The 21819-nt window shown below is 70.8% G+C and carries 18 protein-coding genes; 2 read left to right on the forward strand and 16 right to left on the reverse strand.

Annotation, left to right across the window (positions count from 1 at the left end; all coding sequences use genetic code 11):
• Positions 1-183: 183 nt before the first annotated feature.
• The 3 genes from LRD69_RS11360 to LRD69_RS11370 all read right to left on the reverse strand — a co-directional run bounded on the left by LRD69_RS11360 (position 184) and on the right by LRD69_RS11370 (position 3079).
• A complete protein-coding gene (locus LRD69_RS11360; RefSeq protein WP_277326455.1) occupies positions 184-1818 on the reverse strand; it encodes a beta-N-acetylhexosaminidase in 1635 nt (544 codons plus the stop codon).
• A gap of 377 nt (positions 1819-2195) precedes the next feature.
• On the reverse strand, positions 2196-2489 hold the full coding sequence (locus tag LRD69_RS11365; protein WP_072484142.1) for a DUF3039 domain-containing protein: 294 nt from the start codon (positions 2487-2489) through the stop codon (positions 2196-2198).
• 29 nt (positions 2490-2518) lie between these two features.
• Positions 2519-3079: a YqgE/AlgH family protein gene (locus LRD69_RS11370; protein ID WP_277326456.1), complete on the reverse strand. Its 561-nt coding sequence runs from the start codon at positions 3077-3079 to the stop codon at positions 2519-2521.
• A gap of 276 nt (positions 3080-3355) precedes the next feature.
• On the opposite strand from LRD69_RS11370, the gene murA reads away from it, so the two are divergent.
• Complete coding sequence (gene murA / locus LRD69_RS11375; RefSeq protein WP_277326457.1) at positions 3356-4696, forward strand: UDP-N-acetylglucosamine 1-carboxyvinyltransferase; 1341 nt, start codon at positions 3356-3358, stop codon at positions 4694-4696.
• 247 nt (positions 4697-4943) lie between these two features.
• On the opposite strand, the gene LRD69_RS11380 is transcribed toward murA, so the two are convergent.
• From LRD69_RS11380 to LRD69_RS11405, 6 genes are all read right to left on the reverse strand, one after another.
• Positions 4944-5225 carry an HU family DNA-binding protein gene (locus LRD69_RS11380; RefSeq protein ID WP_003968811.1) on the reverse strand — a complete coding sequence of 94 codons (282 nt, stop codon included), beginning with the start codon at positions 5223-5225 and terminating at the stop codon, positions 4944-4946.
• Positions 5226-5568: 343 nt separating this feature from the next.
• Positions 5569-7002, reverse strand: coding sequence for an NAD-dependent malic enzyme (locus tag LRD69_RS11385; protein WP_277326458.1), 1434 nt, complete (start codon positions 7000-7002; stop codon positions 5569-5571).
• A 427-nt stretch (positions 7003-7429) separates the two neighbouring features.
• Positions 7430-9838, reverse strand: coding sequence for a UvrD-helicase domain-containing protein (locus tag LRD69_RS11390; protein ID WP_277326459.1), 2409 nt, complete (start codon positions 9836-9838; stop codon positions 7430-7432).
• Between the two features lie 130 nt (positions 9839-9968).
• Positions 9969-10904, reverse strand: a complete 936-nt coding sequence (locus LRD69_RS11395) for a zf-HC2 domain-containing protein (RefSeq protein ID WP_277326460.1) — start codon at positions 10902-10904, stop codon at positions 9969-9971.
• Positions 10901-11488, reverse strand: coding sequence for a sigma-70 family RNA polymerase sigma factor (locus LRD69_RS11400; protein ID WP_093776749.1), 588 nt, complete (start codon positions 11486-11488; stop codon positions 10901-10903). The genes LRD69_RS11395 and LRD69_RS11400 overlap by 4 nt, the downstream gene beginning before the upstream one ends.
• Positions 11489-11589: 101 nt before the next feature.
• On the reverse strand, positions 11590-12201 hold the full coding sequence (locus tag LRD69_RS11405) for a CGNR zinc finger domain-containing protein (protein WP_277326461.1): 612 nt from the start codon (positions 12199-12201) through the stop codon (positions 11590-11592).
• 120 nt (positions 12202-12321) lie between these two features.
• Here LRD69_RS11405 and LRD69_RS11410 point away from each other — a divergent pair, with 120 nt between their 5' ends.
• The gene (locus LRD69_RS11410) at positions 12322-12864 is read left to right on the forward strand and encodes a GNAT family N-acetyltransferase (protein ID WP_346771905.1); all 543 of its coding nucleotides are present in this window, start codon (positions 12322-12324) and stop codon (positions 12862-12864) included.
• Between the two features lie 31 nt (positions 12865-12895).
• Here the strand turns inward: LRD69_RS11410 and LRD69_RS11415 are convergent, their stop codons facing one another.
• The 7 genes from LRD69_RS11415 to LRD69_RS11445 form a co-directional block, all read right to left on the reverse strand.
• Complete coding sequence (locus tag LRD69_RS11415) at positions 12896-13459, reverse strand: GNAT family protein (RefSeq protein WP_277326462.1); 564 nt, start codon at positions 13457-13459, stop codon at positions 12896-12898.
• A gap of 41 nt (positions 13460-13500) precedes the next feature.
• Entirely contained in the window at positions 13501-14643 is a 1143-nt protein-coding gene (locus tag LRD69_RS11420) for a uroporphyrinogen-III synthase (protein ID WP_277326463.1), read from the reverse strand.
• 129 nt (positions 14644-14772) lie between these two features.
• Positions 14773-16104: a nitrate/nitrite transporter gene (locus tag LRD69_RS11425; protein ID WP_277326464.1), complete on the reverse strand. Its 1332-nt coding sequence runs from the start codon at positions 16102-16104 to the stop codon at positions 14773-14775.
• Positions 16105-16249: 145 nt separating this feature from the next.
• A complete protein-coding gene (locus tag LRD69_RS11430; RefSeq protein WP_277326465.1) occupies positions 16250-17500 on the reverse strand; it encodes an acyltransferase in 1251 nt (416 codons plus the stop codon).
• Entirely contained in the window at positions 17497-19689 is a 2193-nt protein-coding gene (locus tag LRD69_RS11435) for a bifunctional polysaccharide deacetylase/glycosyltransferase family 2 protein (protein ID WP_277326466.1), read from the reverse strand. Before LRD69_RS11435 ends, LRD69_RS11430 begins: the two co-directional genes overlap by 4 nt.
• On the reverse strand, positions 19690-20361 hold the full coding sequence (locus tag LRD69_RS11440) for a hypothetical protein (RefSeq protein ID WP_277326467.1): 672 nt from the start codon (positions 20359-20361) through the stop codon (positions 19690-19692).
• Positions 20362-20721: 360 nt separating this feature from the next.
• Positions 20722-21687, reverse strand: a complete 966-nt coding sequence (locus LRD69_RS11445) for a LysR family transcriptional regulator (protein ID WP_277326468.1) — start codon at positions 21685-21687, stop codon at positions 20722-20724.
• Positions 21688-21819: the final 132 nt, after the last annotated feature.

The raw sequence follows: 21819 nt of genomic DNA on the forward strand, positions 1-21819 counted from the left end.
TCCGCGAAGGGTGCATCCGTCCCTGTTCTGGGGGATGCTCCCGTTTTCGCACCTCTTCGGCGCGAAGTACGCATTACCACGCTTCAGCGATGCCTGTACGACTTGTTCCGTTCGTGCGGTGAGCGCTCACCGGCCACCACGGTCCCAGGAACCGCGGCGGCCGGCCTCCCACTGCGGCCGGGCTCACACGTTCGGGGGCGCCCCCTCGATCGGGCGTCCGAGGATCCCGGGGCGACGCTGCCACGGCAGGGGACCGCCCTGCGGCCGGTACTCGACGCCGAGTGCGTCGAGCCGGGCGTAGTGCGCGGTCATCCGCCGCTCGAAGTCGGCGAAGTCACGGTCGTCGGGGGCGGGCAGGGCGGACCAGGCGACTTCCGCGAAGGCCGCGAGCCTCGGGAAGACCTGGTAGTCGACGCGGGACCGGTTCTGCATGACCTCGGTCCACACGTTGGCCTGGGTGCCGAGGATGTGACGGGCCGCCTCCTCCGTCAGGCCCGGCGGTATGGGCTCGAAGCGGAAGACGTCCTCCAGGGTGCGGACGTACGCGATGGGCATCGGTTCGTCCGGGCCGCCGCCCTGGCGGTAGTCCAGATACACATGCTGCTCCGGGCACATCACGACGTCGTGCCCGGCCTCCGCCGCGGCGATGCCCCCCGCGTAGCCCCGCCAGGAGGAGACGGCGGCACCGTCGGCGAGCCCGCCTTCGAGGATCTCGTCCCAGCCGATCAGGCGGCGGCCGCGGGCGGTGAGCCAGGTGTCGAAGTGCCGGATGAACCAGGACTGCAGCTCGTCCTCGTCGGCCAGGCCGAGTTCGGCGATCCGGGCCTGGGCGGTCGCCGACTCCTTCCACTGGTCCTTGAGGCACTCGTCGCCGCCGATGTGGATGAACGGCGAGGTGGCGGCCGGGAAGAGGTCGAGGAGCTCCTCGAAGACGCCCTCGTAGAAGCGCAGGGTGCTGTCGGTGGGGGCCAGTACGTTCGGACTGACGCCCCAGGTGTCCCAGACGGAGAGGGTGGTCGTGTCGATGACGTCGGTGTTGCCCAGTTCCGGGTATGCGCTGATGGCGGCCTGCGAGTGGCCCGGTATGTCGATCTCGGGGACGACACGGATGTGGCGCTCTGCGGCGTAGGCGACGATCTCGCGGATGTCGTCCTGCGTGTAGTAACCGCCGTACGGGGTCTCGTCCCACACCTCGGACGCCCGGTGTCCGATCTTGGTGCGGGTGCGCCAGGAGCCGACCTCGGTGAGCTTCGGGTAGCGCTTGATCTCGATGCGCCAGCCCTGGTCGTCGGTGAGATGGAAGTGGAAGACGTTCAGCTTGTGGGCGGCGATGAGGTCGAGGTAGCGCAGGACGTCGTCCTTGGGCAGGAAGTGCCGGGAGACGTCGAGCATCATGCCTCGCCAGGAGAAGCGGGGACGGTCCTCGATGTCCGTGAACTCGAGGCGCACGGCAGCGCCGCCGGAGACGGGCGCCCGGCGGAAGGCCTCCGGGCCGAGGAGCTGGCGGAGGGTCTGGGCACCCCAGAACACTCCGGCGGCGCTTCCGCCGGTGATCTCGATGCTCCGGCCGTCCCCGGTGGACAGCCGGTAGCCCTCGGGTTCCAGGGCCGGATCGATGCACAGCCGGATGGTGTTGTCCCCGCCCTCGGCACCGGGTGCGAGCGACAGGCCGAAGGCGGCACCGATCGTGGCGCGGAGCCAGCGTTCGGTGGACTCCGTGCCGGCCTGCGCGGTGACGGTCGTGGCCCGGTCCATCAGGAAGCCGCACCGCGCCTGGTCGCCGACACGCACCGGTGCCGGGATCAGTTCCATGTCCATGACGTCAGTCCTTAACCGCTCCGCCCGGCCCCGAGACCACGCGTCGCTGTTCGAGTACGAAGAAGACCAGCAAGGGGGATGGCCATCATCGTCGAGGGTATTTCGCAGTGCGTCGACCGCACCGGGGATCCCGGACGTCATGGGGTTCGCCGGGCCGCAGCGGCGGCGGGGTGAGCGGTGCGCGGCGGAGAACCACGCGGGGTGGGCGGAGGTTCGGCACATCGCTGCCGTGCGTGCCGGAGGCCCGCGGCGCGCAAGCGCCGGCGGTCGGACCTGCCCGCACGAAGGCCGCGGCCGGGAGGACCTGCGAAAAGGCCCCCGGGTGCGCGCATCAGCGCGGCTCCCGGGGGCCTCGGCCCGAACGGTGCGGGGACGGACTACTTCTTGTCCTTGCCGCCCTTGCCCTTGTCCTTGTCGCCACCGGCGCCCATGGACTCGTAGATCTCCTTGCACATGGGACAGACCGGATACTTCTTGGGGTCGCGCCCCGGTACCCAGACCTTCCCGCACAGTGCGACCACGGGGGTGCCCTCCAGGGCACTCGCCATGATCTTGTCCTTCTGGACGTAATGGGCGTAGCGCTCGTGGTCGCCGTCGCCGTTCGACACCTGCGGTGTCGGCTCTACGAGGGTCCCCGTACCTGCCCCGCGCTCGGGCTCAAGAGTGCTCATAAAAGCCAGGGTACTGAAAGCTCCCGGCTTCAGTTGAGCGAAGGGTCGTCCGGATAGGTGGCGATCATGGCAAGCTCACTGCGCTGGCGGCGCAGGACCGCCCGCCACAGCTGTTCCGGACGCGGCGAGGAGACGTCCCCGGGCTCCGACTCCACCACGTACCAGGCTCCCTCGGTCAGCTCCGTCTCCAGCTGTCCGGGACCCCAGCCCGCGTAGCCGGCGAAGATCCGCAGCGAGCCGAGTGCCGCGGCCAGCAGCTCCGGCGGCGCCTCCAGGTCCACGAGGCCGATCGCCCCGTACACCCGCCGCCAGCCGAGCGGCCCCTCGTCGCCGGGGATCACCGCGACGCCGAGCGCCGAGTCGAGCGAGACCGGACCGCCCTGGAAGACGACATCCGGTTCGCCGGTCAGGCCGGCCCAGGACGCGAGGATGTCACCGACGCCGACCGGCGTCGGACGGTTCAGGACCACACCGAGCGAGCCCTCCTCGTCATGGTCGAGGAGCAGCACCACCGCGCGGTCGAAATTCGGGTCCGCGAGGGCGGGTGTGGCCACGAGCAGTCGCCCTGTGAGCGAGGACACCTCGGTCATGGCAGAAATGATCCCGCATCTTCGCCCTCCGCGGGAACCAAGGAGCGGGCAAGGCACCCGACGGAGCCCGAGCGCAGCTCAGGGCGCACCGGTGCGCGGGGAGCGCACGACCGGAAAGCGTTTGCGGACGGTGACCCTCCGCAAGGCCCGGCGAGCAGAGCGTGTTGTGGCGGATTCCTGACGTTCGCACACCCCCCATAGCCTTATGGAAGGGGGGTACATGCCCATTACCCTTTCGGTTGGCCCCCTGCCCGACCACTCCGGAACGCGAGATTCATGACCGGCACAGACGATGTCCTGCTTGTCCACGGCGGAACCCCGCTGGAGGGCGAGATCCGCGTCCGAGGCGCCAAGAACCTGGTGCCGAAGGCAATGGTCGCCGCGCTGCTCGGCAGCGGGCCCAGCCGGCTGCGCAACGTGCCCGACATCCGGGATGTGCGGGTGGTGCGCGGGCTGCTGCAGCTGCACGGTGTGACGGTCCGCCCCGGTGACGAGCCGGGCGAGCTGATCCTGGACCCCACCCACGTCGAGAGCGCGAACGTCGCCGACATCGATGCCCACGCGGGCTCGTCGCGCATTCCGATCCTCTTCTGCGGCCCGCTGCTGCACCGGCTGGGCCACGCCTTCATCCCGGGGCTCGGCGGCTGTGACATCGGCGGACGGCCGATCGACTTCCACTTCGACGTGCTGCGGCAGTTCGGCGCGACCATCGAGAAGCGAGCCGACGGCCAGTACCTGGAGGCCCCGCAGCGACTGCGCGGAACGAAGATCCGGCTGCCGTACCCGTCGGTGGGCTCCACCGAGCAGGTGCTGCTGACGGCGGTGCTCGCCGAGGGCGTCACCGAGCTGTCCAACGCGGCCGTGGAGCCGGAGATCGAGGACCTCATCTGCGTACTGCAGAAGATGGGCGCGATCATCTCGCTGGACACCGACCGGACGATCCGGATCACCGGTGTCGACCGGCTCGACGGCTACACGCACCGGGCGATCCCGGACCGCCTCGAGGCGGCCTCCTGGGCGTCCGCGGCACTGGCGACCGAGGGCAACATCTACGTGCGCGGCGCACAGCAGCGCTCGATGATGACGTTCCTGAACACGTTCCGCCGGGTCGGCGGCGCCTTCGAGATCGACGACGAGGGCATCCGCTTCTGGCACCCGGGCGGCGCGCTGAACGCCATCGCCCTGGAGACGGACGTGCACCCGGGCTTCCAGACCGACTGGCAGCAGCCGCTGGTGGTGGCGCTGACGCAGGCCGCGGGCCTGTCCATCGTCCACGAGACGGTGTACGAGTCCCGGCTCGGCTTCACGTCCGCGCTCAACCAGATGGGCGCGCACATCCAGCTCTACCGCGAGTGCCTGGGCGGCTCCGACTGCCGCTTCGGCCAGCGGAACTTCCTGCACTCGGCGGTCGTGTCCGGGCCGACGAAGCTGCAGGGCGCGGATCTGGTCATCCCGGACCTGCGCGGCGGGTTCTCGTACCTGATCGCGGCGCTGGCGGCGCAGGGCACGTCCCGGGTGCACGGCATCGACCTGATCAACCGCGGCTACGAGAACTTCATGGACAAACTGGAGAAGCTCGGCGCGAAGGTGGAACTTCCGGGCGGCGCACTGGTCTGAGGCGGGTGCCCGAAGGGTGAAGGCCGAGGCGGGGGTTCGGGGGCACTGCCCCCGGGCCCCCGCTCTTCCGTCTCCGAGGGGCTCCCGCTCGGAGGAAAGACGCGCGGGGGGCCGGGCACGCGGGGGGCCGGGCACGCGGATGGTCCTGCCGGGCCCGGCAGGGCCTCTCAGCGGGCCTCTGCGGCCTTGAACGCCGGAGGGCGGTCACCCTGGTCGGGGTGACCGCCCTCCGTCGTGCCTACGGGGCTTACTTGCCCTTGGCGGCTTCCTTGAGCTTCGAGCCCGCGGAGACCTTCACGCTGTAGCCGGCCGGGATGTTGATCGGGTCGCCGGTCTGCGGGTTACGAGCGGTGCGAGCGGCACGGTGGGTCCGCTCGAAGGTCAGAAAGCCGGGGATGGTGACCTTCTCGTCGCCCTTGGCGACGATCTCACCGACGGTCTCGGCGAGCGCGGCCAGCACGGCGTCGGCGTCCTTGCGGGTCACCTCGGCGCGGTCGGCCAGGGCGGCCACCAGCTCACTGCGGTTCATGTTGTTACTCCCGTGTTCTTCTTGCCTGTGAGGCGTGAGATCGAAGCCGATGCTGCCAGGGCCCTCGGACAGTCCCCGGACCCGGGTCTGAAGTCAGACCCTCGCGCCCGAATAAGCATCCTGCCCCCACCTGCGGCGGGAAAGCCAATCCGGCCCCTCCGGAGTCACACGAAAGCCGCCACTGCCTCGTCGTGGTGACGTCCCGTCGGCTCCTTGAAGCGGCCCGCAGCAGGTACTGGAGCGGCCCGCGGAGGTCCACAGCGGGTGCGGGGTCCTGCGGGGCTCGCTGCCCGCCCACCCTAAAGGGGGGTTTGGGGCCCCGCGACCCGCGACGCGCCGTGGTTCAGGCCAACGTGGGGCCCGTCACAGCGCCTCCGACGCTCCTCGCGGCCGCGCGGACGGCACCGGCGACCGCACCCGCGACCTTGTCGTTGAAGACCGACGGGATGATGTAGTTCGGGTTCAGCTCGTCCTCGGCGACCGTCTCGGCGAGGGCGCCGGCCGCGGCGAGCATCATCTCCGTGTTGACGGTGCGGGACTGGGCGTCCAGCAGACCGCGGAAGACACCCGGGAAGACCAGCACGTTGTTGATCTGGTTCGGGAAGTCGGAGCGGCCGGTGGCGACAACTGCCGCGGTCTGGCGGGCGATTGCCGGGTCCACCTCGGGGTCCGGGTTCGCGAGCGCGAACACGATCGCACCGTCCGCCATCGCCGCGACGTCGTTGCCGTCCAGCACGTTCGGTGCGGAGACACCGATGAAGACGTCGGCGCCGACGACGGCCTGCTTGAGGCTGCCGGTCATCGACTCCGGGTTGGTGTTGTCGGCGATCCAGCGCAGCGGCGAGTCGGGGTCGGCGGCGACCAGGTCCTCGCGGCCCGCGTGCACCACACCGTGGATGTCGGCGACGACGGCGTGCTTGACGCCCGCGGCGATGAGCAGCTTCAGGATGGCCGTACCGGCCGCTCCGGCGCCGGACATGACGACGCGTACGTCGCCAATTCCCTTGCCCACCACGCGCAGTGCGTTGGTCAGGGCGGCCAGCACGACGATCGCGGTGCCGTGCTGGTCGTCGTGGAAGACGGGAATGTCGAGGGCCTCGCGCAGCCGTGCCTCGATCTCGAAGCAGCGGGGTGCGGAGATGTCCTCCAGGTTGATGCCCGCGAAGCCGGGGGCGATCGCCTTGACGATCTCGACGATCGCGTCGGTGTCCTGGGTGTCCAGGCAGATCGGCCAGGCGTCGATGCCGGCGAACCGCTTGAAGAGGGCCGCCTTGCCCTCCATCACCGGCAGGGCCGCCATCGGACCGATGTTGCCGAGGCCGAGCACCGCGGAGCCGTCCGTCACAACTGCGACGGAATTGCGCTTGATGGTGAGGCGGCGGGCGTCCTCGGGATTCTCGGCGATCGCCATGCAGACCCGGGCCACACCCGGGGTGTAGATCATCGAGAGGTCGTCACGGTTGCGGATGGGATGCTTGGACGCCATCTCGATCTTGCCGCCGAGGTGCATCAGGAACGTACGGTCGGAGACCTTGCCGAGCACGACGCCCTCGATGTCGCGCAGACCTTCGACGATCTCGTCGGCGTGCGCGGTGGAGGAGGCGGCGATGGTGACGTCGATCCGCAGCTTCTCGTGACCGGAGGCGGTCACGTCGAGGCCGGTGACCGAACCGCCGGAGGACTCCACGGCCGTGGTCAGCTGGGAGACCGCTGTGCCGCTCGCGGGCACCTCCAGCCGGACCGTCATCGAGTACGAGACGCTGGGCGCCGTTGCCATGGCCGAGTCCTTCGCTTTCCCTAGCTTCATTGCTGCGCGCGGCCGGGGTTCTCGCCTCGGACACGCTTCCCGATATTCGCACCTACCGACCGGTAGCCGGTAATGAGTGCTGTCCGGGTCGGCGTTTTTCGGAAAGTGCTTTCCACCATACGAGATCGATCCTCGTGGCGGAACCCCGGCGTCCGCTGCCGGCGCGACACCGCGGACGCCGACCGGGCCACCAACAAAAACAGACCCGGGCCACCGGAAGGTGACACGGGTCTGTCTTTTTCACTTGAGCGGCACCGACCCGCCATGCTCGCCTCGCGGCAAGTGGTCGCTCGTAGCGACGAAGGTTGGGCCCGGGGGCTTGGATCGAGCCGGTGCCGACACCAGGCTAACAAAGTCCCCGGGATAAGTGATTCCCCCATCGCGGGTCGACTTGCGATCAGTCCCTCAGCAGGTCCGGAACCCCGTCCTCGTCGGGCAGGTCCCGCTCCCCCGACACGACGGTGAGCTGCTGCGTCGCCCGTGTCAGTGCCACGTACAGCACCCGCAGACCGGCCGGCGACTCGTCGGCGATCTCCGCGGGCGAGACGACGACCGTGGCGTCGTACTCCAGGCCCTTCGCCTCGAGACTGCCGAGCGCCACCACCCGGTCGCCGAGCTCCGCGAGCCACGTGCGGGCCTGCGCGCGACGGTTCATCGCGACGACGACACCGACCGTGCCGTCCACCTCGCCGAGCAGCCGCCGCGCCTCCTCCCGCACGACCCCGGCCAGATCGCCGTCGCGCACGGCCTCGAAGCGGGGCCGTACCCCCGTCGAGCGGACCGCGGCCGGGGACTCCATGCCGGGCATCGCGAGCGCCAGCACCTTCGCCGCGAGCTCGGCGATCTCCGCGGGGTTGCGGTAGTTCACAGTGAGGGTGAAGTGGCGGCGCAGGCGCTTGCCGAGGGCCTCGTCGCGCGCCTCGGCCGCCTCGTCCGGATCGGACCAGGAGGACTGCGCCGGGTCGCCGACGATCGTCCAGGTGGCCGTCCGGCCGCGGCGCCCGACCATCCGCCACTGCATCGGGGTCAGGTCCTGTGCCTCGTCGACGATGACGTGCGTGTACTCGGTGCGCTCCGCCGCGAGCCGCTCGGCCCGCTCGCGCTGCGTCTCCTCCCGCTGCGGCATCAGCTCCTCCAGGCCGGAGAGCTGGTCCAGCGGATCGAACTCGCGCTTCCTCTTCGGCCGGTGCGGGGTGCCGAGCAGGGTGTGCAGCTCGTCGAGGATCGCCACGTCGTGCACGGACAGGGGGCCCTGGCCCGAGCCGTCCAGTCGCTTCAGCGAACGGGCGAGGCGGCGCACCTCGCCCTGGTTGAGCACCCGGCGCGCCCAGCGGCCGAGCCGCCTCTCGTCGGCCATCGCGGCGAGCACCCCCCGCGGGGTGAGCTCGGGCCACCAGGCGTTCAGGAAGTCGATGAACGGCGTCTCGGTGGAGACGTCCTCGTCGAAGGAGGAGCGCAGTTCGGCGATGAGCTCGGGGTCGGTGTAGCGGCCGCGGCCGGAGGACTTGTTCCACAGGGCGTCCAGGAGCAGCCTGCGGGCACGCGGGCGGAGCAGGTTGACCGGGGCGGTGCCGCCGAGGACGGACTGCCGGATGCGGTGGAGTTCGTCGGCGTTCAGTTCGACGCGGGCGCCGAAGGCGACCACGCGCAGCCGGGTGGGGGTGGTGAGCGGAGCGGCCGGCCCGTCCGCGGAACCCTCGGACCCGTCCGCGTCGCCGAACGACAGCTGACCGTCCTGCCCGCCGCCCCGGGCGCCCGCGGGCCGCGGCTGCTCCAGCGCCCCGCGGGCCGCCTTGCGCAGCACCTGGAGCATCCGGGAGGAGCCCTTGATCCGGGCGACCGCCGGTTCGTCGTACGTCGTGGCGCCCTCGACGCCCGCCGCCTCGTCGGAGAGCGAGCCGACCGCGCGGATCGCGACCTGGCCCTCCTCGCCCAGCGAGGGCAGCACGCCTTCGGTGTACGCGACGAGCAGCGGGGTCGGCGAGACGACGAGGATGCCACCCGCGTACCGCCGCCGGTCCTGGTAGAGGAGGTACGCGGCGCGGTGCAGGGCCACGGCGGTCTTGCCGGTGCCGGGGCCGCCGGAGACCTCGGTGACGGAGGCGGCGGGCGCCCGGATCACCAGGTCCTGCTCGGCCTGGATGGAGGCGACGATGTCGCGCATGGTGTGGCTGCGGGCCTGCCCGAGCGCCGCCATCAGTGCGCCGTCGCCGATGACGGGCAGCTTGTCGCCGTCCTTGTACGCGGTCAGCTCGGGACGCATCAGGTCGTCCTCGACCCCGAGGACCCTGCGGCCCTTGGAGCGGATGACCCGTCGGCGTACCACCCGGCCCGGATCCTTCGGTGTCGACCGGTAGAACGGCGCGGCGGCGGGCGCGCGCCAGTCGATGACCAGCGGCGCGTAGTCGGAGTCGAGGACCCCGATCCGGCCGATGTGCAGCGTCTCCGCGATATCCGCGGTGCGGTCGTCGCGTACGGCGTCGTCGGCCGCTTCGACGGAGGTGTACGCGCCGTCCGGGCCGCGCTCGCCGTCCTTGCCGAGCAGCAGATCGATCCTTCCGAAGAGGAAGTCCTCGAACTCGCTGTTCAGCCGGTTGAGGTGGATTCCGGCACGGAACACCTGGGCGTCGCGTTCGGCGAGCGCCCCCGGCGTACCGACCTGGCCGCGTTTCACGGCGTCGTTCATGAGAAATTCCGCCTCGTGGATCTTCTCCTCGAGGCGGTGGTAAACACGGTCGAGATGTTCCTGCTCGACACCGATTTCCCGGTCCCGCATCGAATCGACAGCGGCATCCTGCGCGGCCACCGAGGCCCCCTTCTGACGTGCATTGGGCAGCCGTCAACCCTATGCGAAGGGGGGCCCGCCGCGCACCTGCCACGAGCACCGACGTGGCACGTCGAAGGTCTCGATTGCGCGTCGGACCCCGGCCGGGCGATTACGCGTCGATGTCCACCAGCCGTTGTCCGTCGAAGGTGCGCACCTCGAAATGGTCGATGTCGGCGCGGTCCATCGCCGCTCCGCCGTGGACGTAGAGCGGATATTTCGCGGACTCGTGCGGGGAGTCCTTGATGCCGTAGCCCCACTTGGGCACGGACCAGGAGGTGACGATCTCCTCCTGGCCGCTCTTGGAGACGGCGATCAGGCTGCACTTCTGCGGACCCCTGACGTTCGACAGCTCCAGCACCGCATGCGTGCCCCACGCCTTCTTCTCCGTGCCGACGGTGGCGGCGACCTTGGTGGTGGGGTCGGTCGCCTGCACCTTCTCCGTCATGTGGTGGAAGAACGCGTCCTCGGCGGGGCTGGTGGGGTGCGGGTCGGCCGCCTGGTTCGTGCCGCTGTCGCCGCCGGTGGCCGTGACCGCGACGACCGGACCGCCGATGATCAGCGCCGCTGCCGCCGCCGCCAGATACATGCCGCGCCGTCTGCGCCGGGCCCGCTTGACGGCGACCTCGTCGACCAGCCGGTCGAGCATCCGGGGGGCGGGCGGCACGGGGACGTGCGGGACGGGACGGGCGCCGGGTGCGGCGGCGGGGGCCTCGGCCAGCATCGCGAGCATGGGTTCCATCCCGGCGAACTCGTCGAGATGGGCGGCGCAGAGCGCGCATCCGGCCAGATGCTCCTCGAACGCCGAGGCCTCGGTGTCGTCCAGGATGCCGAGGACGTACGCGCCTGCCGCGTCGTGTTCCGGCCCTTCCCCGGTGCCACCGGATCCGGGACCGTGGCCAGCTGGGCCGCCGTGGGGGGTGCCGAATGCGTCGAAGCTGCCGGGACCGCCGGATCCGCCGGGGACACCCGGGCGGCCGCTCGGGCCGGTGGGGCTGGAGGGACCGGTCGGCCGGGGCCCGAAAGGCTCCCACTCGTGGTCGCTCATGCCGTGATCCCCCTCTCTTCGAGTGCGAGCTTCATCGAGCGCAGTGCGTAGAAGACCCGGGACCGCACCGTGCCGCTGGGTATACCGAGCACCTCGGCAGCCTCATTGACCGTACGTCCCTTGAAATAGGTCTCGACCAATGCTTCCCGATGGGCGGGGGTCAAATCGTCGAGCGCATCCGAGAGCGTCATCAGCCACAGCGCCTTGTCAATCTCGTCCTCCGCGGGAATGACCTCCAGCGGCGACGGATCGACCTCGTGCGGCCGGGCCTGCCGGCTGCGGTGGCCGTCGATGACGATGCGCCGGGCGACCGTCACCAGCCAGGGGCGGACGGAGCCGGTCGCCCGATTGAGCTGACCGGCGTTCTTCCAGGCACGGATGAGCGTTTCCTGCACCACGTCCTCGGCACGCTGACGGTCGCCGGCGACGAGGCGGAGCACGTACGCGAGCAGCGGTCCGGCGTGTTCGCGGTAGAGCGCCCGCATCAGCTCCTCGTCGGGGACGGCGGAGGGGGACGGGGGCGGTTCACTGCGATGTCGAGCCCTGTGCGGACGGTCATCGGCCACGGCCGCATCCTTGCGCACCCGAACCTCCCGGTCGAGACCCTGTTGAGCTCCTTGGCCATCGAATACGGAGGAGTGGCGCGATCCATTCAATGCGGTTCCAAGATTTTTCCGGCCGGAATTCAGGTGACCCGGTCCGCCGGGACCGCGACCGCCGCCGCCCGGCGCCGGTGCCGGGCCACCCGCTCCCGGTTCCCGCACACCTCGCTGGAGCACCAGCGGCGCCGGTGCCCGCGTGACGTGTCGAGGTAGAGGCGGCTGCAGTTGTCACCCTCGCAGCGGCGCAGCCCGGCCCGCGCCACCGGGTCGGTCAGGAGTTCCACGGCGTCGCGGGCCACGGCGGCCAGCAGCGCGGCGCACGCGGGCTCGGCGCTCAGCGTCCGTACCAGCAGCCCGTTCCTCGCACGCACGGCCTGCACCCCCGGCGTGGCCCCGGCGGCGAGTTCGTTGACGCGCTCCAGCGCGCCGTCGGCGCCGCGGCCGTCGAGCTCCGCGGTCAGCAGCCGGTCGACTCCGGTCCGCAGCTGCCGGAAGCTCGTCAGCCAGGTGTCGTCGACGGCGTCGAGGCTGGTGCCCTCCGGTACGAGTCCGGCGGCCACCAGCCAGCCGGCGAGCCGGTCCGCCCCGTCGAGCAGTTCGCAGGTGCCGGAGGTGCCGTTCCCCGTCGCCACCAGGTCCAGGCAGAGCCGCCCGCAGTCGAACCGCCAGTCGTAGGAGCCCTTGCCCGCCGCCATGCGCCTGTCACCGCCTCGGATCGCCCGTGGGAGCCACCACCAGAGTGCCCGTCGCGGCCCCTGCCCGTAACCCCTCCCGCAGCCCGGGTCGCCGCCGAACTCCCCGCGTACGGTGAGGCCATGAGCGAAGATCTCCGAACGTTCGCCTTCACCGCCGGACCCTTGCTGCTGCGGCCCTGGCACCAGGACGACCTGCCGGCGCTGATCGAGGCCTACCGCGATCCGGCCATGCGCGACCGGCTGTGGCACCTCGTGACGGACAAGGCGGACGCGGAACACTGGCTGCACATGCAGGCCGAGGGCCGGGAGTCCGGCACCCGGATCAGCTTCGCCGTCGTCGACACGGACCACGGCGGCGAACCGGTCGGCAATGTGCTGCTGAAGTACCCGTCCCCCGGCTCCGGTTCGGCCGAGGTCGGTTACTGGACGGCGGCGTGGGCGCGCGGGCGCGGAATCGCCCCGCAGGCGGTCGAAGCACTCACCGGCTGGGCTTTCACGGCCTTCGCCGAGGACGGTCTGCGCCGCCTCGAACTGATCCACCAGGTGAACAACGATGCCTCCTGCCGGGTCGCCGTGAAGACGGGGTACCCGCTCGCAAAGATCCTCCCGGCCCGGCCGCCATGGCCGCTCGACGGGCATCTGCACGTCCGGGAGGCGGCGTAGGGCGGGACAAGGCCGGGCGGGGCCTGCGGGCTCAGTGGGCCGGCGGGCCGTCGTGCAGGATCCGCTGGAACAGCCGGTGGTCCCGCCACCCGCCGTTGATGTGCAGATACCGCGGAGCCGTACCGAACTCCTCGAAGCCGCACTTGGCGAGGACGCGCTGCGACGCCGCGTTGTCGAGCACCGTCCCGGCCTCCACCCGGTGCAGCCGCAGCCCGTCCCTGGCCACGGTGCAGATCTGCTGCACGGCGGCGGTGGCCAGACCGCGCCCCGCGTACGCGACATCGACCCAGTAGCCGAGCACAGCGCTGCAGAACGCCCCGTACACGATGTTGGAGAGCGTGAAGGCGCCGATCGCACGGTCCTCGGCGTCGGTGATCACCCAGGGCATCACCCGCCCCGCCGCGCGGTCCGCCAGCATCCCGGCCAGGCGCTCCCGCTGCCCCTGCTCGGTGTAGAAGGCGTCGGGCCGCACGGGCTCCCACGGCTGCATGTAGGTACGGCTGCGGGTCAGGGCGTCGGCGAGCGGGGCGGCGTCGGCCGCGGCGACGGGCCGCAGCCGTACCTCCGCGTCGAGCCGGTGGATGTCATTGATCATCCCTTCACGGTAGCCCGGCGCGATCGCCGCCCGCGGCGCACTCAGGAATCCGCGTACTTGGCGTCCGCCGCCGGGTCCAGCGCCAGCCGGTAACCGCGCTTGACGACCGTCTGGATGAGCCGGGGCACCCCCAGAGCCGTCCGCAGCCGGGCCATGGCCGTCTCCACCGCGTGCTGGTCCGTGCCGCTGCCGGGCAGCACGCGCAGCAGATCGGCGCGGGCCACGACCCAGCCCGGCCGGCGGGCCAGGCTGTGCAGCAGGGCCATGCCGGCGGGCGGCACCGGGCGCAGTTCGTCGTCGACGAGGACCGCGTGTCCGCGGATCTCGACGCGGTGGCCGGCGACCGGCAGCGTACGGGCTCCGCCCGGAAGTTCCCGGCAGAGCAGCTGGACGAGCGGGCCGAGCCGGAAGCGTTCCGGCTGGATGGTGTCGATGCCGCGGGCCTGCAGCGGCAGTGCGGTGACCGGGCCGACGCAGGCCGAGACGACCTCGCCCTGCAGCGCGCCCAGGATCTCCGGGAGCAGCCCGCGCTCGTCGGCCCGGTTCAGGAAGGAGACGGCCGCCGGGGCGCTGGTGAAGGTGAGCGCGTCCAGGCCGCGGGCGGCGGTGATGTCGAGCAGCCGGTCCAGCGGCGCGGGGTCCTCGGGCGCCATCCAGCGGTAGACGGGTACGACGACGACATCGGCGCCGCCGGCCCGGAGCGACTCGACGAAGCCGGGCAGCGGTTCGCCGTGCAGCTGGAGGGCGATCCGGCGGCCCTCGACGCCTTCGTCGAGGAGCCGTTGGAGGACCTCGGCCATGGACTCCGAGTCGGGCGACCAGGCCTCGGTGAGCCCCGCCGCTCGGACGGCACCCTTCACCTTCGGGCCGCGGGCCAGCAGTTCGACCGTCCGCAGCCGGCCCAGCAGCCGGTCACCGATGCCCCAGCCGTCGGCGGCCTCGATCCAGCCGCGGAAGCCGATCGCGGTGGTCGCGACGACCACGTCGGGAACCGTGTCGATGAGTTCCTCGGTGGCGGCGAGGAGTTCGCTGTCGTCGGCGAGCGGAACGATCCGCAGGGCGGGCGCGTGCAGGACGGTGGCGCCCCGTCGCCGCAACAGGGTTCCGAGTTCGTCCGCACGGCGTGCGGCGGTCACACCGACCGTGAAGCCCGCGAGGGGCCCGTGCTGTACGTCGTGGCGCATATGGTCTACCGGCTCTCGTCCCGCTGCTGCTCGATGAATGCCGAGGACCGAGACTGCCAACAACGCGTGACAGACCGGGTTCACCCGTATTTCCCATCCGTTACGTCGCCCGACGCCGGACGCCCACGCTCACACCTTCGCGTACCCGAGCTGCGGCTTCGCGGGAACGGCGGCGGGGCGGCGAAGGTATACCGCCCACGTGACCGTGAAACACACGCCGTAGAAGGCGAGGAAGGACCAGAAGGCCGCCGTACCCGTGCCCGCGGTCTGGAAGGACTGCCGGAACGCGAGGTTGATGGCCAGACCGCCGACCGCGCCGACGGCGCCGATGAGCCCCATGGCCGCCCCGGACAGCCGCCGCCCGCAGGCCGCCGCCGCCTCGCCGCGCAGCCCCTGGGCGATCGCCTTGGCGTGGAAGATGCCCGGGATCATCTTGTACGTCGATCCGTTGCCCAGTCCGGTCAGGACGAACAGGGCGATGAATCCGACCAGGAACACGGTGAGCGAGGCGGTCCCGGAGGCGTACACGACGACGCCGGTCGCGGCTGCCATCGCGGCGAAGTTCCACAGGGTGATCCGGGCGCCGCCGTACCGGTCGGCGAGCCATCCTCCCGCGGGCCTGATCAGGGAGCCGAGCAGCGGGCCGATGAAGGTGAGCGAGGCGGCCTGCAGTGGGGTCCGGCCGAACTGGGTCTGCAGGACGAGACCGAAGGCGAAGCTGTAGCCGATGAAGGAGCCGAAGGTACCGATGTAGAGCACCGACATGATCCAGGTGTGCGGGTCGCGTACGGCGTCCTTCGCCGCGCCGGTGTCGTTCTGCACGGGGGCCAGGTTGTCCATGAAGTGCGCGGCGCACAGGGCGGCCACGACGATCAGCGGTACGTACACCGCGAGCACGATCCGCGGATGGGTGGCGCCCGCCGTGCCGATCACCAGCAGTCCGACGAGCTGGACGACGGGTACGCCGATGTTGCCGCCGCCCGCGTTGAGTCCGAGGGCCCAGCCCTTCTTGTGCAGCGGGAAGAAGGCGTTGATGTTCGTCATCGAGGAGGCGAAGTTCCCGCCGCCGATCCCGGCGAGCGCGGCCACCACGAGGAAGGTGGTGTACGAGGTCCCGGGCTCCATCACGACGCATGCGGCGACGGCCGGAACCAGCAGGGACAGCGCGCTGATCACCGTCCAGTTGCGGCCGCCGAACCTGGCCACGGCGAAGGTGTACGGGACCCGGACGACGGCCCCGACCAGGGTCGCCGTCGAGATGAGGAAGAACTTCCCGGCCGGGTCGACGCCGTACTCCGGTCCCATGAACAGGACCATCACCGACCACAGGGTCCAGACGGAGAATCCGATGTGCTCGCAGAGCACCGAGAACCACAGATTGCGGCGGGCGATGCGCTCGCCCTTCTCCTGCCAGAAGATCTCGTCCTCCGGCTCCCACTGCTCGATCCACCTGCCGGCCATCACGCCTCCACGGTTTGCGTTCCACGGGTGTCGGGTCGTCCGCCCCGACGCTAGGGAGCGCGCGTTTCGATGCCGTGCCGTGAGGTGACCGGTGGGCAACCTTGCTCTCACCGGGCCGGGGGCGGCCCGGTGAGGGCAGGGCCGGTCACCGCGAGGAGTGGGCGTGCTTGCGTCTCGCGGGCGCGCCGGCCGGCCACAGCCGCGGGGAGCGCTTCGCCGCGATGTCCTCGACCCAGCCGACCGCGAGGATCGTCAGGGCCAGCAGCGGCCAGACCATCAACAGCATCAGTACCGCGTAGGACGAGTCGATGTACGTACCGAGGTGGTCACCGACCCAGGGGACGTTCCACAGCTCGTCGATGAGCGGCGACGTCGCCATGATCAGCAGGTTGTGCCAGAGGTAGATCGTCACCGCCCGGTTGTTCGCGAGGGTGACCAGGCTGTCCCAGCGGGCCAGTCTGCCGGGCAGCCGCTGCCAGGACGGCGCGTACTGGAGGAGGATCACGCAGAAACCGAGCGACCAGGCCGCCTGGGCGAGCGGGATCTCGTCCAGGTTCCAGCCCTCCTCGGTGAGGTGGCCTGAGGCCCACCACAGGCCGAACGCCATGAGGACCGCGGCCGAGGAGATCACGAGGCGGCGCGGGAGCCGCCGCAGCACTCCGTCGTGGTGGGCGAAGCCGAGGATCCAGCAGGAGCCGAACACCGCGAAGTCGACGAGCCCGTCCCCCGCCGCGCCGGGGACCGTCACCAGACCGGTACCGAACACGGCCGTGAGCCCCAGCGGGGCGAGCATCGTCGCCCAGGGCAGCTTGCGGAACGCCTTCAGCAGCAGCGGTGAGGCCAGCACGAACCAGAGGTACGCACGGATGTACCAGAGCGGCCCCACCGCCTGGTCGGCCCAGGACTGCTCGAGCAGTCCGCCCGGCGAGCCGCTGGTGTCGGGGTACGGAGGGGCGCCGACGGGCAGGATGTAGCAGCCCAGCTTGATGAACCACCAGATCCCCTCCTCCTTCACGGGCTTCCAGCCGATCCAGAAGAGCACGGGCAGGACGGTGAGCGAGAGCACCCACATCGGGGGCAGCAGCCGGCGGACCCGGCCGCGGATGACGCCCAGGGCGGGCCGGGCCAGCGAGCGGGCCATCAGCGAGCCGGCCAGGGCGAACATCACGCCCATGGAGGGGAACAGGACGGTCAGCCAGGCCCAGCCGAAGATGTGGTAGACGACGACACGGACCAGGGCGATCGACCGCAGTAGATCGAGATAGCGGTCGCGGCCCGGCCGGCCGGCGGTGGGCGGCGCGGTGGTGGCCTGCGCCCCCGGGGTGGGCTGCGCCGGGATCCGCACGGTCCTGCGCCCGCCGGGCGGGGGGAACGCCGGGGTGTAGTTGCCCGTCATGCGACCGGCCTCCGGTCCTGGGTGCGCAGCCGCTGGCTCGGCATCGAACCGGGAGCCTCCACCGCTCCCGTACGGCGCAGCTTCTGCCAGCGCAGCCGGCCGCCGGTGAGCGCGGTGATCCAGGACTGGAGCAGCACCACGTACATGAGCTGCCGGTAGAGGATCTGCTGGAGGGGCAGCGAGAGCAGGTGTGTCAGGCGTTCCTTGTCGAGCCGGAAGGCGTACGCGGCACAGACGGCCTGCACAGCGAGGACGCCGAACCAGGCGCCGACGGTCTTCGCGGTGGGGCCGAAGACCAGTCCGTACAGCAGGAAGACGTCGATGAGGGGGGCGAGCAGCGGGGCGACGACCATGAACAGGGAGACGAACGGCAGTCCGACGCGCCCGAAGCGGCCGGACGGGCCGCGTTCGACGACCGCGCGACGGTGCTTCCAGATCGCCTGCATGGTGCCGTACGACCACCGGTAGCGCTGCGACCACAGCTGCTGCACGGTCTCCGGGGCCTCGGTCCAGGCGCGGGCGTTCTCCGCGTAGACGACACGCCAGCCGTCACGGTGCAGCGCCATGGTGACGTCGGTGTCCTCCGCGAGGGTGTCCTCGCTCATGCCGCCGATCCCGTCCAGCGCGTCGCGGCGGAAGGCGCCGACCGCGCCGGGGATGGTGGGCATGCAGCGCAGCAGGTCGTACATCCGGCGGTCGAGGTTGAAGCCCATCACGTACTCGATGTGCTGCCAGGAGCCGATCAGCGAGTCGCGGTTGCCGACCTTGGCGTTCCCGGCGACGGCGCCGACGCCCGGGTCGGCGAAGGGCTGCACCAGTTCGCGGACGGTGGCCGGTTCGAAGACCGTGTCGCCGTCCATCATCACGACGATGTCGTAACGGGCGTGTGCGATGCCGTTGTTGAGGGCGGCGGGCTTTCCGGCGTTGCGCTGGCGCACAACGCGTACGTTCGGCAGCCGCATCGCCTCGACGATGTCCGCCGTGCCGTCCGTGGAGCCGTCGTCGATGACGATGATCTCGATCGGATGGTCGCTGGCCACCAGGGAACGCACGGTGTTGGCGATGCATTCGCGTTCGTTGTACGCGGGCACGAGCACCGAGACCGGCCGGGTGAACGCGGACCCCCAGCTGAACTCCCTCCTGCGGACCTTCCGGGCGTGCAGGAACGAGAGCAGCAGCATCAGCGCGAAGCGGACAAGGACGAGCACGCCGACGACGGCGAGCCCGGCCACCAGCACGTCGGTGAGGTTCTCCGACAGGTCGACGGCGAAGACGAACGCCTTGCCCTTCCACAGCGCGAAGCCGGTCACCGGGGTGTGCGCGCTGGGGGCGCCGAGGGCGGTGGTGAGGTCGGTGAACGTGTAGCCCCGCTGCTGCATCCGGGGCAGGAACTCGCCCAGCGCGGCCACGGTCTGGGACCGGTTGCCGCCGGAGTCGTGCATCAGGATGACAGCGCCCTTGCCGCCCTTGGGGGTGGCCTGTTCGATGATCGCGGGGACACCGGGGCGCTTCCAGTCCTCGCTGTCGGTGTTGTTGACGACGGTGAGGTAGCCGCGGCTGCCGATGTACTGGGTGACCGGCCAGGACTTGTCGTCCATGGCGTCGGCGAACGACGAGTACGGGGGCCGGAACAGGGACGTCCGGATGCCGGCCGCGCCCGCCAGCGCCAGCTGGTTCTGGGACAGCTCCCAGTCGATACGGGCATGCGACTGGTACGAGAGGTCGGGGTGGTCGAACGTGTGCAGCCCGACCTCGTGCCCTTCCTCGACCATGCGCCGCACGAGGTCGGGGTAGCGCGAGGCCATGGTTCCGGTGACGAAGAAGACGCCGTGCGCGTGGTACTTCTTCAGCGCGTCCAGGACCCGCGGGGTCCACACCGGGTCGGGCCCGTCGTCGAAGGTCAGCACGATCCGGTGGTCCGGTATGCGCAGCGACTTGGCGGGCCCGGTGGCGCTGCGGGCGTCGATGACCGGACCGCCGTCGAGAATCGCGTCGGGTACCTGATCGGTGGGCGCCGGGGGCCGGACCCGGTGGTCGGCGAGGATTTCGCTGTGCACATAACCGCGCAGCATCAGCATGGCGAGCAGGGCGACGAGAAACACGGACGGCAGCAGATAGCGCATGGGAAGCCTGCGCCGGCGAGTCTGCTTCTGCCGGTTGCGCCTGCCCCGCACGGCGGGCGTTGTCATTTAGTGGGCGCCTTCTTGCTCTTGCACCGGAGGATCCGGGGTCTCGACGGGCGGTGTCGGTGTCTCGGTGGGACCGGGATCGACGGACGGCGTCGGGGTGGCGGCGGGCGGATCGGGGTCCGGGGTTCCCGCGTCGGGCTTCGTGCCGCTGCCGGTGCTCGCGCTGCCCTTGGGCGGTACGACGGCGGTGGACGCCGAGGGGTTCGCGGCGGGCGTGGACGCCTTCGCGGAACCGGCGCTGCCCGACGGCGTCGGGCCGCCGCCGCCGGCCACCTGGCCGGACTGCGTGGCGCCCGGTGTCGCGCCGGGCGGCACGACGGCGTCCGTGCTGCCCGACGGGGTCGGCGACGGCGCCTGGATCTCGTTCGCCTTCTTGTGCTGCTCCTGGCCGGAGAGCGGCAGCCAGGGCGCGCTGGAATTTCCTCCGAGGACGGCGACGACCAGCGTCACCGCGTAGCCGGCGCAGACGGCGGCCAGGATCCAGCCCAGACGCCGGAACGTCTTGCTGCGCCGGCCGCTCTCGTCGACGAAGACGGGACCGTCGGAGCCTTCGGGAACTCCCGGCTGTACGGGTAGTTCGGAAAGCTGACGTCCGAGACCGTCGAGCTGGACGGTGACATCGTTCGGCTCGTGTGTATGCCCGGTTCGGGCACCTTCACGCCAATGTTCCACAGGTGTAGGCATATCCCCCACTCAGAAAATGGGTGCACGCGTTCGACCAGTTCCCTGTCGACGGACCGAGCCCCCACCCTGTCCGTGCGCCCCCCGGCACAGTGCACCCGGAGGATGAATGTAGCGCACGACGGTGGCGAAAAAGCTCACTAACGAGCGAGGCGCCACAGGGGAGATACACCAGTTTCGAACACCCCGTCGCCGGACAGCAGATCAGCATCTTCCTGCATAATCCACCCCTATCCACCCTGAAGTTGAGCGAACGTTGGTCAATTATCAGCCAACACGTCACTCGCCTTGGACAGATGTTCCCATTGCGTTCGACTCCCAGGCACCCATGACGACCGTCCGATCGCGCCCTCACACCTGGGACATCAGCTCCAGATCACCCTCGGGAAGCCAGCTGCCGGGCGGCAGCTCGAGCCCTCGCTCCGCCGCCGTCACTCCCGCCGCGACCCGCCGCAGCACATCCACCCCCGGATGCTTCAGCCCCTTCCGCCACACCAGCGACACCGGTGACAGCGGTACGGGGTCGACCAATGGCCGTACGACCATCCCCGGCACGGCGATGAACTCGGTGCTCGCCAGCACCGACCAGCCCTGCTTCCGCACCACCCGGACGAACTCCTCCTCTCCCACGATCTCCGGGAAGGGCGCCACCAGTTCGATCCCCCGCCCCGCGAACAGCCGCTCCGCGAGATCGGTCCACTCCGCCGTGGCCGGATTGCCCGCCGCCGCGTACAGCCGCTCCCCCGCCAGTTCCGCCATCGGCACCCGGTCGAGCGACGCCAGCCGATGATCGTCACGCAGCAGCACGGTCAGCCGCTCGAAACACACCGGCTGGTGCGCCAGCCCCGCCCGCACCGCCGGATCGAGTCCCGCGACCCGGCCGAACGAGACGTCGAGCCGCCCCGCCAGGATCTCCGCCGCCGCCCCCGTCAGCCCGCTCAGAAAGCGCGCCACGAACTCCATCCCCGGCGCCTCGCTCCGGGCCAGCCCGAGCAGCCGGTGGCCCGTACCGACCGGGGCGCTGATGTCGACCAGCAGCGGGCGCGTCTGCACCGCCCAGGCGGCACGCAGGTCGTCATGGGCGGCGATCACCCGGCGGGCGTGCGGCAGCAGCCGTTCCCCGTCGGGGGTGAGGGAGACCTGGCGGGTGCTCCGTACGAACAGCTCCGCACCGAGCTCGCGCTCCAGCCGGCGGATGTCGCGGCTGAGCGCCTGCTGGGCGAGGTAGAGCCGGGCGGCGGCACGGGTGAAGTGCAGCTCCTCGGCGACGGCGACGAAGGCGCGCAAGAGCCGCGGATCGATATCGGAGGAGGTCACGGGCCCGAATTTACAACACAGGTGCGTGAATGGGTGCGGATCAGGTGTTGGACCGTGCGGGCCGGCCACCGCGAGGGTTGGACCATGCCGTACGACACTCCCACCACTCCTCTGCACGGCGTCTGCGGAGAC

The sequence above is a fragment of the Streptomyces sp. JH14 genome, assembly GCF_029428675.1.
Lineage (GTDB): Bacteria > Actinomycetota > Actinomycetes > Streptomycetales > Streptomycetaceae > Streptomyces.